The organism is Blastopirellula sp. J2-11, assembly GCF_024584705.1.
GTDB lineage: Bacteria > Planctomycetota > Planctomycetia > Pirellulales > Pirellulaceae > Blastopirellula.
Window position 1 is genome coordinate 594,420 of sequence record NZ_CP097384.1, and the last position, 14,139, is coordinate 608,558.

Consider the following 14,139-nt stretch of genomic DNA (forward strand, 5'->3'; position numbering starts at 1 on the left):
CTCGATTTTCCAAACATTTGTAACCCTCGCTATGAATACTCTCAAAAAGCTCTCGGTGGTTATTCCGGCTCGCAACGAAGAGGGTTGTATTGCGTCCACCGTAGAACATCTGCACTTGGAGTTGCGCCTGCAAAAGGTGCCCCATGAAATCGTGGTGGTCGATGACGGAAGCACTGACCAGACGTGGGAGGTCTTGCAAAAGGTTGCCGTCGATGTTCCTGAAGTCAGGCCGGTGAGCAATCCTGGGCCACACGGCTTTGGTCGCGCAGTCCAATACGGCTTGCAGCATTACACGGGCGACGCCGTGGTGATCATGATGGCGGATGAGTCGGACGATTGCCGCGATGTGGTTGTCTACTGGGAGAAACTCAATGAAGGATACGAGTGCGTTTTTGGTAGCCGCTTCATCAAGGGTGGAGGAGTAATTGACTACCCGGCCATCAAATGGATGCTAAACCGAATGGCCAACTTGTTCATCAAAATGGTGTTTCGCATCAAGCTGAACGATACGACGAACGCGTTTAAGGCCTATCGCCGTGAAGTGATCGACGGCTGCCGACCCCTCCTGGCGCCCCATTTTAACCTAACCGTCGAGTTGCCACTCAAGGCGATCGTCCGCGGGTTTACCTGGACAATAATTCCGATCACCTGGCGAAATCGTCGAACGGGATTTGCAAAGCTCAAAATCCGGGAAATGGGGAGCCGCTATTTTTTCATCACAATGTACGTCTGGCTGGAGAAATACTTCAGCCGCGGAGATTACAGGCGGCAAATCGAATCCGATTTTCACTCGACTGCTTACGCTTCTGACGATCATGACGGGCGCTCTTCGGACGATGCGCCGGCACTTTCCTACGACAAGCTGTCCGATACCGAACTACCCATCAGTGAAGAAAGCCGTCGGTAATCGAGCAATACGAGAGCTACGCAGCTTTTTCACCGAAATTGAAGCCAAAGAAACAGCAGATTGATGAGAACAAAAAAGAAGGGCTCCAAAGCGCAGGAGAGCAACTCCTCAAAACCAGCAACGGATATCGCTTCACCTCAGAACGCCCCGCAAACCGACGATTGGATTCGAGTTGTCGCCTACGCCGTGCTGGCCTGGCTTGTGGTTTGGGGCGCGTGGCAACGTGTCGAAAGTTGCGATCGGTGGCCGTCAACCTATCACATTATGCGGCAATACATGTCGGCGTTGCGAGCGCGGGACATCTACTTGGCGATCATGCCTTCCTCTCAACAATCCGAGAAAGAGCAAATCTACTATCAGCAAGTGTCCAGGGAGGAAGTCTACGAACCACCAATTAACGAATCGATTACCGCTCTGGCTTATCTCGTTATCGGTAAAGAATCGCCCTCTGTTTCGACCTATTTCTCAACACTTGTATGGCTAGCAGGAGGAGCGGTCTTATTTCTGATTGTCCGTCAATTAACCAAAAACCCGATTGCTCAGATGGCGGCGGTCGGTTTTTACATGAATAGTCCCCTGGGCTTGATCGTGTCCCGCACGTTCCAACCAGAGCCCCTAATGATCGCCACGTTTTTGTTGGCTCTTTGGCTTGTTCTTCGCTCGGGGTATCCAACCACTTGGCGGCGCGTTCTCTGGTTGGGAACGGCTTGCGGAATGCTTTTACTTGCGAAACCTGGTTTTATGCTTTTTCCTCTGTGTGCGGCATTTACAGGGTTGGGGTTGGCGGAAGTGGGAATCAAACGCCTTCTGTCTGAACCGTACTGGTATGCGTATGGAATTCTCTGTGCGCTGCCCAGCTTATTCTGGATTCAAGTCGTTTGTCCGCAACAGCAGGGCGTCTCTTTTTTACCAGCGTTGCTTTGGGATATGTCTTTGTGGGGGCAATGGATTCAATACTTAGAAGATTACTATGGATGGACAACCCTGCTGTTTGTTATCTTGGGCATCGTGCTGGCCAGTAGCGATCGATGGCGTTGGATTTACCTCGGGTTACTTGCGGGGTATATGGTATTCGTTATCGCCACCAACTACCGGAGCATGAGTCACACTTACTATTGTGCTGTGCTAATTCCACTGGTAAGCATTTGTCTCTGTCCACTGATTGATGGTCTATTCCAGCTAACAAAGCGGAAAGCACACGCGACGATAGGGATCATGCTGCTTGCTGTCTGGCTAACGCAGATAGGCTTTTCGGCGGGACCAGAAATACAGTCCTATTATGCGCCTCTATCTGAGCTAGAATATGCTGCGATTGGCCATGCCGTTGGAGTTGGAGGTAACGTCGTGGCGATTACCGAAGATTATGCCAGGGGCCTGAAATATCACAGTTACTTGGATGCAAAACACTGGCCCCATGGCGGCGACATCAAGTTGCAGCGTGCTGCTGGCGAGGAAATAGAATCTTATACGACACGACTCGAAAATTTCCGAACGGATGGAGCCACCCATTTCATCGTCATCTTGACCGAACGTGTGCACGGCGAACAAGAAATTCTCCAATACCTTGCCGAAAAATACACGATATCATCAACCGTTAATGGCAAGTACGTCATTTTTGATCTGAATAAGCCAAAAGCCGATCAAGAGTAAATTGACATTAGATGTTCTGATAAAAAGTTGTTCGACTAGAAGCCGTTGTCGTACGTTGCTGTTGGTTATTCAGTGGTGGAAATCATGTGCGTCGTGATCGGCCAATTTTCGCCGCCTCCATGGAACGCACTTTGCCGGTTTCGGCAAGATGCGTTTTTCATTGAGGTTACAGATTTAAGTCGACTCACAAACAGGCGGCAAACATAGCAAGGGCGATCAACTGTTGGTATGGCCATCGCGCACTTTAGGCGATCACGTTTTCTGGATTCAACTTCGGCAGCATTGCAAATTCATTTGTAGGCCGGGTGGATGTCTGACGTAGCTCGCGTTGAAATGCATGCGCTAATGCGGCGCCGTTCCAAGCTTCTAGCGGGACAGCTCCGTAGTTCGATTGATGGAGACCTTGCACGGCCGAAAGCAACTCGTCTGAAAGAGAGATCGATTGCAAACGCGTCGCTTGCCAACTGGCCCAGGCGATCTCGGCTTGTTGGGCGTTATTCGTACGACAAGCGTGCAGAAGCCGGCGGGCGGCGACTCGGTCTGGTGGATTTAATTTTTGCCATCGGCATGTCAACCAATTTTGGATTGGTCGATATCGCCAGGCTCCCAGAAGAATCAGAGCGACGACAATCGCTAGTCCGACTATCCATCGTCTCAGTGAAGCGGGCGGCGATTCGGCGACAAGCGGCTGGGGGACGGCTGTCACATGGAACGTCGCTGCGGGAAGCGTTTTTGTTCCATACTCTTGCTTGACTGGATTCCACCAGGAATAGGTCGCTGCGGGAATCGTGACAGTTCCGGCGCTCTCGAATCGGTAGGTAATTTTGTCGATTCGCGTGCCGGTGAATTCACCGCGGTCGGTTTTGACTGAAACTTCTGGTTGGGCCGGGTACGCGTGGACGCCGTCAAGTGGTTGCTCCGTAGGAGGCTGCAGCGCCATGCCGGTCATTTGCTTCGCCGTTTGTGTGATGGTTTGCACGGCAATGTCCCCTTGCTTCACGTCGCCTGGTGGGGGATTCCAGGACTCCGAAATGTCGACTATCTCGGTCGTTACCAAAAAGCCGTGCGACTCACGATCGGGAGGCGACTTGACTTCGATCCTGACGCTGGGGACTTTCTCGTCGTGGTTTGTCACGGGACCGGTAAAGCCATCATGATTGCTAAAACGCACGGGGAATTCTGGAATTTCCAGCGTCCCCGATTTTTGCGTAAACAGTGCGAACTCGTGCGTTTGCACAAACCAGGAATCGCCATCGTGGTCTTCAGAGGAAACGACCGGATTGCCGATTTTGACAAGCACGGTTTGAGGGATTTGCGGCAGCGAAAAGCTGCTTGCTCCGTCGAACGATCCAGGGGCTCTCAACTCGATGAACAATGGAATGCGTTGGCCGACCCAGTAGGTTTTCCCTTCCGCCGGCGCTTGGATCTTCACTAATTCGACGTCCGCCCCATGCACGGCTGACACGACGCCCAGCAGTAAGACGAAGATCGCCGGTCGCAGTAGAATCATGGGCTGGCTCCTTCTGCGCTTTGAGCATGCTGGTACGAGAACTTCGCTTTCAAGAAATCTGCCGGCTTGGTCTGCACCTGTCGGAGCCAAATCGCTTGCACGGCGGCGTCTGATGTCGCTTTCTCGCCGTCGACCTGCGTCTCTTGCCCTTGGTCGTTTTTCTTGTCGAATACAATCTCGTCCGCGCCTTCTTGCTGGTCCCCTAAGTCCCCGCCTTCTTGCTTCCGCTTTTCTTGGCGTGCCTGGGCCAGTTTGCGGTTCTCGGCGGCCTCTCGCCAGCCAGGGCGTTTCTCTAGCGACTGATCGTAGCTGGCGATCGCTTTGTCGTACTTGCCCAACATTAGCCAAGCGTTGCCCTCGTTATACTTGCCTTCGGCGGAAGAAACGCGGGCAAAGGCCTGAGTTGCTTTCTCAAATTCGCCAGCGCGATACCAGGCGGTTCCTTGCCAAAGCGGATCCTCAAACGCTTGAGCCGCTGCGGGGAACTTCTGGTCTCGGAAATAGCGCTGGCCAGCCTGATCCGGCGTGAGCCAAAGCCCTGTCCAGGCGACGCCTAACAATACGAATCCAAATCTCATGCGGCGCCTCCTCCGGCTTGGGCGGATTCGCGACGAAATGAGAACGCCATCAGCAAGGCGATCCAGGGGACCAGCCAGTAGCCAGCTTCTTGCCAATGCGTTTCTTTGCCGGTGACGCTTGCGTAAGACGCACGCTCTGAGTTGCGAACGATCGCGGCGATATCGGTATCGTCAGCGGACAATTCCATGACCGAAGCATTCAACATCTTGGCCGCATTGCGAATGGACTGAAGCTTACTTGGGTCGTTATTCGCGATGGCCAGAAATTGCAGAGAATTGCCGGCGAGCGACTTTTGGGCGGCGGCTAATTGGGCGGCGTCCGCATTGACTGAATCGGCAATAACCAGAAACGATCCGGAGGTTTGCTCAGAAGCCATAATTTGTTGGGCCGCTTGAATCGCTAGATCCATTCGATCTCCAGCAGCTGGCATGATTTCGGGACTGATCTCCGCGGCCATTTGGGAGACCACGCTTGTGTCCTGGGTCGGCGGAAGCACCAAGTGAGCCGAACCAGCGTACGCGATCAAACCTAGCGGTTGCCCCTTTCGTTTTTCCGCCAGATCGGCAATTTTCAGCTTGGCCCGTGCCAGGCTGGTGGGCTGCTGATTGGCGGGGGCCATGGTTTGATCCGCTTTCAACAAAATCATGAGCGGCGGAGAGTCTTCGGCAAACGGGCTCGGCTCCTGGCGCCAAGTCGGTCCGGCAATCGCGACGATCGCCAGCAGCCAACCCACAAGCAACCAGCGAGCGAATGCTCCCTGGGCCGAGTGCCCGCCGATCGTCAACGCTTTCAACAGCACTGGGGAGATCTGCGATCGCCATCCGCGCAGTGGTTCCGAGCTTTTCAACCATAACCACCACAGACCAATGGCCAATGGAGCGAGCAGCAGCCAGGCGGGACGAATGAAATGAAAGTTGGCGAGCGCATCCGTCATGAAACGACCTCCAGCTTGCCGGTTCGCGGATTGACGTGGACTCGACTAGCGGAGTTGACCGCCGCGCGAGATCGCTTCTCCTTGATGCTTACAAACAGCTTATCGAGCATCGAAATCGCCAGGCCGGCCAATAGCATCCAGGCATACAAATCGCGGCGTGGGCGATGGCTAACCGTTTTCACATCGTGTGACTCGACACGATCAAGTTCCTCATAAATCCCTTTCAGCGAATCGCGATCGGCTGCGAAGTAATAGGAGCCGCCTGTCGCGCTGGCGACATCGCGTAACGCATGCTCATCCAGCTTGTCTTCGCCAACGGTCGTCGGGTCGCCGATCGCAACGGTATGGACTTTGATTTTCCGTTGAGCGGCGACTCGAGCCGCTTCGACGGGAGGGACTTGGCTTTTGGTGTCATTGCCATCGGTCAGTGCGATGATTGTCTTCGCTGGAGCGTTGCTATTGTCAAACAGATTGACGCCCAGCCCGATCGCATCTCCCAAAGCGGTTCGCGGGCCTGCCATCCCCACCTGACACTCGTCGAGCAAGCGTTCCGCAAGGGTGAGGTCGGTGGAAAAAGGAGCTTGCAAGTAAGGAGCGTCGCCGAAGACAACCAGCCCGACTCGGTCTCCCTTGCGATGTAACAGAAAGTCTCCCAATACTTCTTGGACCGCGGTCAGTCGATTGACTTTCTCTCCATTCGCGTTGACAAAGTCCTTTTGATCCATCGAGCCGGATAGATCCACAAGCAGCAGCAAATCTCGTGTTGGAATTTCTTTGGTAATGGGAGGCTCGATCCATTGCGGCCGCGCCAAAGCGGTGGCAATCATGATCCATACCAGAACGGAAACGATAAAGGGGCGCGAAAATAGGCGGCTTGGCGAAGCGCCCGCGTCGCTTCCTAGTAACAAGGAAAGTCGCGCGCCAAAGGGAACGCGAACGGCGACCGGATCGCTTTGCCGAGGAGGCAAGAGCCGCCGAAGCAACCACGGAAGCGGCAGCAACAAGAACAACCAGGGGTAAGCAAAGACAAACATGCGGATCCCTACGTCTGTTCGCTCGTATTTTCGGGGTTCTCAGGAATGCGATGGAACTTGATCCAGTTGGCCGCATAACCTCGAAGTTCGCCGAGATCCGACGCGTCATGCGCCGCCGAGTAACCTCCATCGGCAAGCTGTTGACGACACGAATCGGAGATCGGTTTCGCCACCCATTTCGCTAACCAATCAGGCCAGGCGTTTGCGGTTTGTGACGCGATTTCAGAACGGGGAGCAACCTTCAGCGCCGTGCGTCGCAAAAGTTCGGAAATAGCCGAAACGCTGTTTGCAGTGAGAAGTTCCTTCAATGCAATCCGGCGATAGGCGTTGGCGCGCCAGTCCTTCCAACTGCGGTAGAGCAAATAAACGATTCCCGTGAGCAGCAGCGCCAACAAGACCCACCAACCAGGCGCAAGCGGCCACCAGGAGACCTCCGGCGGGACGACGATATCGTGCAGCTTGTCGAGACTTGTCGCGTCGTCTTTCATGATTGAGCTGGTCTGTCTCCGAGCAAGGAGCGAATTTGTCCGGCTACGGCAGCGGCGGTAGTGATCGGCAAAACCGGTACTCGCAGGTTGTGGAATAATTGCGTCCACCGATCCAGTCGTTGCTGGAAAGCGACGCGAAAAGCATCGGCGAACTGCGAGCTGTCCGGGATGTTCCAAGACTTACCTCGATCGGCGGCAATCATCCCAGGCGAGCCGATCAACGATGCTCCTAGGGGATCGTAAACGGCGACCACTAGTACATCGTTATGCGCGGCAATTTGAGTCGATAACCGCTCGGTCTGTTCATCGGCTCCATCCAGATCACTCACAATCACAACAAGGTGGCTATGATTGGCGACACTTAACGCATGACGCAACGCATCGTTCAGCGCGAGTTCTCCGGTGACTTGCTCTCCTGTGGCCAGTCGCTGGTTGAAACGGACCGTTTCATGAAATAGCTGCAGCATGCGAGTTTGGCTGCGGTGAGGTCGGACCTGGACAATCTCCTGTTCATTGAAAACGATCCCGCCGACCCGATCCCCAGAGCTCAACGCTCGCCAGGCTCCAATCGCGACCAACTCCGCCGCCGTGACGGACTTCATCGCTCTCTGACTACCAAAGAACATGGGAGAACGTTGGTCGACAACAAACAACACCGGGCGTTCGCGTTCTTCGCTATAAACTCGAACTTGCGGAGATCGCAACCGGGCTGTGGCTTTCCAGTCAATCGTCCGAACGTCGTCTCCTTGGTGATACTGACGAAGTTCTTCGAACGCCAAACCGCGCCCGCGTAAACGAGACGCATGTCGACCCGCCAGTAACGAAGCGACAGGCTGACGAGGTTGGAGAGAGAACCCTCGGGCCTCTGCTTTTAGCAGCAGCATTTCTTCGAGCGAGATTTGAATTCGATCTTCCATGCCTGGTTTACGTAGGAACAACAGCCTTGAGCAGCGAGGTGATTACATCGGTCCGCGTGACGCCAGCGGCTTCCGCTTCGTAGGTCAAGTGGATGCGATGGGCCAGGCACGCCGGAGCGACAGCGCGAATATTGTCTGGCGAGACGAAATCTTGCCCTTGCAGCCAGGCATGCGCCCTCGCGGCGGCATCCAGCGCGATCGTTCCGCGGGGACTCGCGCCAATCCGAATCCACTGCGGCAAATCTCCTTCATATCGTTTCGGTTCGCGGGTAGCGAGAACCAGGTCGACGATATACTTTTCGGCCGCATCCGCCACATGAATTGCGTTGACTTCTTTGCGGGCTGCGAAGATCACCTCTTGCGAAATCTTGGCCGGGGCCTGTTCCGCTTGCCCTGACTTTTCGCCGCGGACGAGTCGCAGGATCGCCCGTTCGTTGTCACCGGCCGGGTAATCCACTCTTACATAAAGCAAGAAGCGATCCATCTGGGCTTCGGGAAGCGGATAGGTCCCTTCCTGCTCGATCGGGTTTTGCGTCGCCAAGACGAGAAACAAATCGGGCAAGGGATGGGTTTCGGAGGCGACGGTGACCTGTCGTTCTTCCATCGCTTCCAGCAATGCCGCTTGGACTTTGGCGGGTGCGCGGTTGATTTCATCGGCTAACACCAGATTGCCGAAGATCGGGCCTGGTTGAAAATCGAACGCGCCATTCTGTTCTCGATAGATCTCAGCGCCTGTCACATCAGAAGGGAGCAGATCAGGCGTAAACTGAATTCGACTAAACTGGCTGTCGATCAGTTGGGAAAGCGTTTTGATCGAGCGCGTCTTCGCCGTGCCAGGCAGACCTTCCATCAGCACATGACCGTCGGCCAACATGGCGATCAACAAACGTTCGACGACTTCAGGTTGACCGATGACGGCCGAATTGAGCGATTGGGATAATTGCAGAAAAGAGTCGCGAGCGTCCATGAATCGCCTTCGAGAGCGGAGTTTGAAAAGAATTGCGTTGAGTCAAATAGGCCGAGGCGCACCTTGATTACCCTCTCGTTTTACGCGCGCACGGAGAATTCTCAACTTCGCTGCAGTTGTCTGAGAAAGATGGCGTCCCTGTGCAGGGACGCCATCGGTTTTCAGATCGCTAACCTTCTTCGGTTGGCGGACTAGTTGGAAGCCTCCTGCAGGCTTTCCATAATCTGATCCAGGCTAAAGCTGGCTGGCTTTTGGCGCGGCGGAAATTCTTTGAACGATTCCAGAAATTTACCGGTGTAGGCCTGAGCGGGAACCAGCAGGAACGCATGATCCAATAGCCAGTCATAGTAGGTATTGGAAGTGATATCGGCTTGTTCGTACGGATCGGCCCGCAGGTCAAACATCTTGGGAAGGCGAAGCGCCACGAACGGTTCGGCCCAGACTCGAAGCGTTCCCGGAGCGCGCTGTTCCAGGAAGACGAGTTTCCAATTCTCAAATCGCAAAGCAACGACTTGCCCATCATCGTTGAAGTAGAAGAACGATTCGCGGGGCGGTTTTTCTTCTTTCCCGGTCAGATAGGGCAAAAGGTTAAACCCATCCAAGTGGACCTTGAACGACTTGTCGCCTGCTTGATGTCCTTTCAGCAGCTTGTCGGCGATGTTCGGTTCTCCAGCCGCAGCCAGGAAGGTCGGCAACCAGTCAAGACCGCTCACCATTGCGTTAGAAACGGTTCCCGGCTTAATGTGCCCAGGCCAACGAATCACGCACGGAACGCGGAAGGCGCCTTCCCAGTTCGAGTTCTTTTCGTTTCGAAACGGACTTAGGCCGGCGTCAGGCCACGAGTTTTTGTGAGGACCATTGTCGGTTGTGTAGAGAACAATCGTATTGTCCGCCAACTTCAACTCATCCAGCTTGGCGAGCAACTGCCCGACGTTGTTGTCATGTTCGATCATGCCGTCGGCGTATTCCGTACGGGCCGTCAAACCAGGCTTGTCGCGATGCTCTTCGCGGACATGCGTGCGAAAGTGCATTCGCGTCGCGTTCCACCAGCAGAAAAACGGTTTGTCCGCTTTGGCTTGGCGTTCAATAAAATCGATCGCCGCGTTGCAAGTCTCATCGTCGATCGTTTCCATCCGCTTTTTGGTCAGCGGACCGGTGTCTTCGATCTTGCCGTCAGCGCTCGATTTGATCACGCCGCGCGGACCAAACTTCTTGCGGAACTCGGGATCTTGAGGATAGTTGTGATTCTCCGGCTCCTCTTCGGCATTGAGGTGATAGAGATTGCCAAAAAATTCATCGAAGCCGTGATTGGTCGGCAGGAATTCGTCTTTGTCTCCAAGGTGGTTCTTACCAAATTGCCCCGTGGCGTAACCCAGCGGCTTTAGCAGTTCGGCAATCGTGGCGTCCTCTGGTTGCAAGCCGAGATCAGCGCCTGGCAATCCAACCTTGGACAGTCCTGTTCGCAGCGTGTATTGACCGGTGATAAATGTTGATCGTCCCGCGGTGCAACTTTGCTCTGCGTAGTAATCGGTGAAGATAGCGCCTTGATGAGCGATCTGATCAATATTCGGAGTTCGATAACCAACCAAACCCATCGAGTAAGCAGATACGTTGGTTTGACCGATGTCATCGCCAAAAATCACTAAAATATTTGGTTTGTCTGCGGCGCGAAGCGTCGCGACGCCGCCTAATGCGGCGATCAATGTGATCGCGAGGGCTCGAAATACAATTCGCAATTTCATCGTTGCTCCTCTAGTAACTGTAGATGGGGCTCTGGCTGAATGCCGAGAGTAGGCTGCCTTTCCCACTAAGCATACCTTTGTCAGGAGAGGAAATCATCCATTCTTGCCGAATTTATCCATCCCGAAAATCTAGCCAAGAGGCGGTATTTTCATCACAAAATAACGTCTCTCACCGATTGGCCCTCACAAACGCGATAGGCATGCTGACCGGGCGCAGCGACGATGTCGAAGAAAAGTAATTGCCGGTCCCTAGGTCCAAGAGAAGAACCCATCGGAGCAAGATGGGTTGGGAGAATACCGGAGTGAAAACTGGCCGTGCTCTATCCGGGTGATTGAATCCATGCGGAACCGATGCTGGCTATGGGAGCAAGCGAACGATGCGAACTCAAGACGATTGACGATTTCGTCGCGTTGCAGATCGGTTCTCGCAATCGAAGCGCCGACGGCGACTGGCGCGACGCTAAGCATTGTTGGAGTTTCTATCTTCCCGATTTGGGAATCTCCAAGTTTTGGATCGTCGCATCCTGCGGAAAATCGATGTCAAAAGTGTGCTCTGCGAGGGGCCCTACCAACTCGGCGTCTGCGGAGAGATTCGAGTCGGTCGCGATGACATGCACTTGATGAGGGCCGCCCACCGTGCCGCGTCCTGCGTCGGTGGTGTCGTAGTTGCCGTTGATGATGCGCGCGGTGCCTTGAGGACCGGCGTTTCCCTTCTGCGTATCAGGCGTGAAAATGATCGAACCGGCGGGAACCGGTTCTCCCCTAAACGTCACGTGGCCAGAGACACGGTAGCGGGGCGGTCCTTCGACTTTTCCGCAACCGCTTATCAAGAGCGTTAGAGATACTGCAAGCAGCGGAAACAGAAACGCATGGGGGGCGATTCGAAACATCAAATGATCCTGCAATAACGAGGGAATTGAATGGAGAGCTCTTCCCAGAAACGAAGAGGGCGACTATTCGACCGTCTTCACTTCACCACCATTACGACTAGCGGTCGCCAGGTACGCGTCCATGTCGACGTTCTCCGAGACGAACCTCACGCTGGCGTCGGCCAGCAGCACTTGAGCGCCTCCACTGTGCATGCTGCTGAAACTCATGTTGTTGAAGTTGCCGGAAACAAATCCCTGGATATTGATCCCGAACTTAACGTTCTTGGCCATGCCGCAAGAGTGATCAGGACAACCGCGCGACCAGGCGCGGGGAGCCGCTTCTCCGGTTGGATAATTGTTGGTGGAAAGTTCACCCACCATGATCGTATTGGACGTCCCATCGGTGATATCTCGAAAACCAATTTTACTGTTCGCGCCCAGGATGCCTTGATCCGAGATTTCGTTGCCCGAGTCGCAATTCGGGGCGGACCCGCTGTCGGATGGCTTTTTGCAAAAAAGTTTGTACCCCGGTCCGATGGGGCCCATATTGCCCACGTAGTGACCGGCATACATCTGACCAATGACTGTGGTGCCGGAGTTAAGCAGCGTTTCGTCCACATGATCGGAACGGGGCAATGTGGAGCTGGGGCACTGATACGACTGGGGGACGGCGATCACCACGCGTCGATTCGGCTGTCCGCGCCAGCCTTGAATGTCGTTGAACTGATCGGCCATCGCCGAGAATTCGACATACGGCAAGATCGCCACCAAATAGCTGTGCGACGTCGCGCCGAACGCCGTGTTTTCGTTGGTGCTGGACGGCATGTCGCTCATGTAGCGAAAGCCGCCGGGAGGCATCGTGTTGTAGACATCATGGTAATTGTGCAAAGCCAGGCCGATTTGCTTCAGATTATTTCCGCAACTCATACGCCGCGCCGCTTCGCGCGCCTGCTGAACCGCCGGCAATAAGAGTGCGATTAAGACGCCGATAATCGCGATCACGACAAGGAGTTCGACGAGCGTGAATCCGCAGCGCCGTTTTCTCTCTACGATGGAACTAGTCATTCGTATTTACCCTTGAAAAGACGGAATTGATAAGGAGCAGGCAGGACGCCTGGAAAGGAATCGAAATGAAGTCGGAAGATCATCCGGACTTTAAAGCTTCATGAATAACTTCACCACCAAGGACGGTAGGGATTTCCTGACGGTTGTTGTGCGGATAAATCAAGCGGTGCTGGTCGATCCCCAGCGTATGCAGAATCGTCGCGTGCAGATCGTGCGGTGATAGCGGGCGCTCGATCGGCACGAAGCCAAGTTCATCGGTCGCACCGATCACTTGTCCGCCTTGAATGCCTCCGCCGGCCAGCCACATGGTGTAGCCAGCAGGCGAATGATCGCGTCCGCGAGAATCTCCCTTGCGGCTCCCTTCGGTGGTTGGCGTACGACCGAATTCTCCTCCCCAGACGACAAGCGTTTCATCCAAGAGGCCCCGTTGCTTGAGGTCGGCCAATAACGCCGCGACCGGCTGGTCGGTGGCTCGACAGCGATTGATGTGATTCGATTTCAGAGCGCCATGTGCGTCCCAGCCGCCATTTCGCAACTGGATGAACCGAACTCCCTGTTCTACGAGTCGCCGCGCAAGCAGACATTGTCGTCCAAAGGCTGCGGTCGCTTTTTCGTGGATGCCGTAGGCCTTTTGCAGGTCGGCCGATTCGGTTGAAAGATCAAGCACTTCCGGGGCTTCCATCTGCATACGGAAACCAAGTTCGTACGACTCGATACGAGCTAGGAGCTCAGAATTTTGAGCTTGTTGTTCAAGATGCCGCTCATTCATCCAGTGGATGAAATCCAGCTGCTTGCGGCGATCATGCTCGGAATAGAGCCGAGGCATTTCGGAGTAAGGAATTCCCTGCTGATTATCGAGCAGAGTTCCCTGGTAGCGAGCGGGAAGAAATCCAGACGCCCAACCGGGGCGTTGTGCGGCCGGACCGGTCTCCTGAGAGGAAAGCACCACAAATCCTGGTAGATTCTGAGCCGGACTTCCCAGGCCATAGGTGACCCACGATCCCATGCTGGGGCGATCGCCCAGTCCCGATCCCGTCAGCGTTAGGCATTCTCCCGGTCCATGGACGGGAATGCGATGATTGAGCGAGCGAAACACGCAGATATCATCGACATGCTGCGCCGTATGCGGCAACAGTTCTGAAACTTCGATGCCGCTCTCACCATATTTCTGAAAGCCGAACGGAGAGGCCATCAGCTTGGAATTTACGCCGGATCGCGGAATGTTAGGAACATTGGCGACAATACTTGCCGGCACCGGCTCTCCATCCATTTTTGAGAGTTGCGGCTTGGGGTCCCAAGTATCGACATGGCCTGGTCCGCCTGACATGAACAGGAAGATCACCGACTTGGCGGTCGGCTGGAAGTGAGGCTTCGTCGTGGCGCTGGTAGAGGATGGCGTGCCCCACGCCTGGTCTTGTTGCAGCAGTAAATTCAGAGCCATGGCCGCGAATCCGAGACCGGCGTCCTGAAACAGAAC

General features: G+C 54.7%; 13 protein-coding genes. 2 read left to right on the top strand and 11 right to left on the bottom strand.

The genetic code is table 11. From position 1 onward, the window contains the following. The first annotated feature begins 31 nt into the window (after window positions 1–31). Both M4951_RS02455 and M4951_RS02460 read left to right on the top strand, forming a co-directional pair. On the top strand, window positions 32–907 hold the full coding sequence (locus tag M4951_RS02455; RefSeq protein ID WP_262024899.1) for a glycosyltransferase family 2 protein: 876 nt from the start codon (window positions 32–34) through the stop codon (window positions 905–907). Window positions 908–970: 63 nt separating this feature from the next. Continuing rightward, window positions 971–2,557 carry an ArnT family glycosyltransferase gene (locus M4951_RS02460; protein ID WP_262024900.1) on the top strand — a complete coding sequence of 529 codons (1,587 nt, stop codon included), beginning with the start codon at window positions 971–973 and terminating at the stop codon, window positions 2,555–2,557. A gap of 244 nt (window positions 2,558–2,801) precedes the next feature. Here the strand turns inward: M4951_RS02460 and M4951_RS02465 are convergent, their stop codons facing one another. From M4951_RS02465 to M4951_RS02515, 11 genes are all read right to left on the bottom strand, one after another. Further along, window positions 2,802–4,067, bottom strand: a complete 1,266-nt coding sequence (locus M4951_RS02465) for a hypothetical protein (RefSeq protein ID WP_262024901.1) — start codon at window positions 4,065–4,067, stop codon at window positions 2,802–2,804. Next, window positions 4,064–4,645, bottom strand: a complete 582-nt coding sequence (locus M4951_RS02470; RefSeq protein WP_262024902.1) for a tetratricopeptide repeat protein — start codon at window positions 4,643–4,645, stop codon at window positions 4,064–4,066. The genes M4951_RS02465 and M4951_RS02470 overlap by 4 nt, the downstream gene beginning before the upstream one ends. Next, complete coding sequence (locus M4951_RS02475) at window positions 4,642–5,580, bottom strand: VWA domain-containing protein (RefSeq protein WP_262024903.1); 939 nt, start codon at window positions 5,578–5,580, stop codon at window positions 4,642–4,644. The genes M4951_RS02470 and M4951_RS02475 overlap by 4 nt, the downstream gene beginning before the upstream one ends. Continuing rightward, window positions 5,577–6,407 (bottom strand): VWA domain-containing protein, encoded by an 831-nt coding sequence (locus M4951_RS02480; protein WP_262024904.1) that lies wholly within the window; start codon window positions 6,405–6,407, stop codon window positions 5,577–5,579. The genes M4951_RS02475 and M4951_RS02480 overlap by 4 nt, the downstream gene beginning before the upstream one ends. 215 nt (window positions 6,408–6,622) lie before the next feature. Beyond that, complete coding sequence (locus tag M4951_RS02485; RefSeq protein ID WP_262024905.1) at window positions 6,623–7,102, bottom strand: DUF4381 domain-containing protein; 480 nt, start codon at window positions 7,100–7,102, stop codon at window positions 6,623–6,625. Next, window positions 7,099–8,019, bottom strand: coding sequence for a DUF58 domain-containing protein (locus M4951_RS02490; RefSeq protein WP_262024906.1), 921 nt, complete (start codon window positions 8,017–8,019; stop codon window positions 7,099–7,101). Before M4951_RS02490 ends, M4951_RS02485 begins: the two co-directional genes overlap by 4 nt. Window positions 8,020–8,026: 7 nt before the next feature. Continuing rightward, window positions 8,027–8,986, bottom strand: coding sequence for an AAA family ATPase (locus tag M4951_RS02495; protein WP_262024907.1), 960 nt, complete (start codon window positions 8,984–8,986; stop codon window positions 8,027–8,029). Window positions 8,987–9,177: 191 nt separating this feature from the next. Continuing rightward, entirely contained in the window at window positions 9,178–10,728 is a 1,551-nt protein-coding gene (locus tag M4951_RS02500; RefSeq protein WP_262024908.1) for an arylsulfatase, read from the bottom strand. A 479-nt stretch (window positions 10,729–11,207) separates the two neighbouring features. After that, a complete protein-coding gene (locus M4951_RS02505) occupies window positions 11,208–11,618 on the bottom strand; it encodes a hypothetical protein (protein ID WP_262024909.1) in 411 nt (136 codons plus the stop codon). A gap of 63 nt (window positions 11,619–11,681) precedes the next feature. Beyond that, a complete protein-coding gene (locus M4951_RS02510) occupies window positions 11,682–12,662 on the bottom strand; it encodes a DUF1559 domain-containing protein (RefSeq protein ID WP_262024910.1) in 981 nt (326 codons plus the stop codon). 79 nt (window positions 12,663–12,741) lie between these two features. Then, window positions 12,742–14,103, bottom strand: coding sequence for a DUF1501 domain-containing protein (locus tag M4951_RS02515; RefSeq protein ID WP_262024911.1), 1,362 nt, complete (start codon window positions 14,101–14,103; stop codon window positions 12,742–12,744). Between the last annotated feature and the right edge of the window lie 36 nt (window positions 14,104–14,139).

What these genes read in the sequence shown, in the direction of transcription:
- M4951_RS02475 (WP_262024903.1), bottom strand. Translation starts at nt 5,580, where the DNA reads ATGACGGATGCGCTCGCCAACTTTCATTTCATTCGTCCCGCCTGGCTG.
- M4951_RS02485 (WP_262024905.1), bottom strand. Translation starts at nt 7,102, where the DNA reads ATGAAAGACGACGCGACAAGTCTCGACAAGCTGCACGATATCGTCGTC.
- M4951_RS02460 (WP_262024900.1), top strand. Translation starts at nt 971, where the DNA reads ATGAGAACAAAAAAGAAGGGCTCCAAAGCGCAGGAGAGCAACTCCTCA.
- M4951_RS02515 (WP_262024911.1), bottom strand. Translation starts at nt 14,103, where the DNA reads ATGGCTCTGAATTTACTGCTGCAACAAGACCAGGCGTGGGGCACGCCA.
- M4951_RS02495 (WP_262024907.1), bottom strand. Translation starts at nt 8,986, where the DNA reads ATGGACGCTCGCGACTCTTTTCTGCAATTATCCCAATCGCTCAATTCG.
- M4951_RS02455 (WP_262024899.1), top strand. Translation starts at nt 32, where the DNA reads ATGAATACTCTCAAAAAGCTCTCGGTGGTTATTCCGGCTCGCAACGAA.
- M4951_RS02505 (WP_262024909.1), bottom strand. Translation starts at nt 11,618, where the DNA reads ATGTTTCGAATCGCCCCCCATGCGTTTCTGTTTCCGCTGCTTGCAGTA.
- M4951_RS02510 (WP_262024910.1), bottom strand. Translation starts at nt 12,662, where the DNA reads ATGACTAGTTCCATCGTAGAGAGAAAACGGCGCTGCGGATTCACGCTC.
- M4951_RS02480 (WP_262024904.1), bottom strand. Translation starts at nt 6,407, where the DNA reads ATGATTGCCACCGCTTTGGCGCGGCCGCAATGGATCGAGCCTCCCATT.
- M4951_RS02500 (WP_262024908.1), bottom strand. Translation starts at nt 10,728, where the DNA reads ATGAAATTGCGAATTGTATTTCGAGCCCTCGCGATCACATTGATCGCC.
- M4951_RS02470 (WP_262024902.1), bottom strand. Translation starts at nt 4,645, where the DNA reads ATGAGATTTGGATTCGTATTGTTAGGCGTCGCCTGGACAGGGCTTTGG.
- M4951_RS02465 (WP_262024901.1), bottom strand. Translation starts at nt 4,067, where the DNA reads ATGATTCTACTGCGACCGGCGATCTTCGTCTTACTGCTGGGCGTCGTG.
- M4951_RS02490 (WP_262024906.1), bottom strand. Translation starts at nt 8,019, where the DNA reads ATGGAAGATCGAATTCAAATCTCGCTCGAAGAAATGCTGCTGCTAAAA.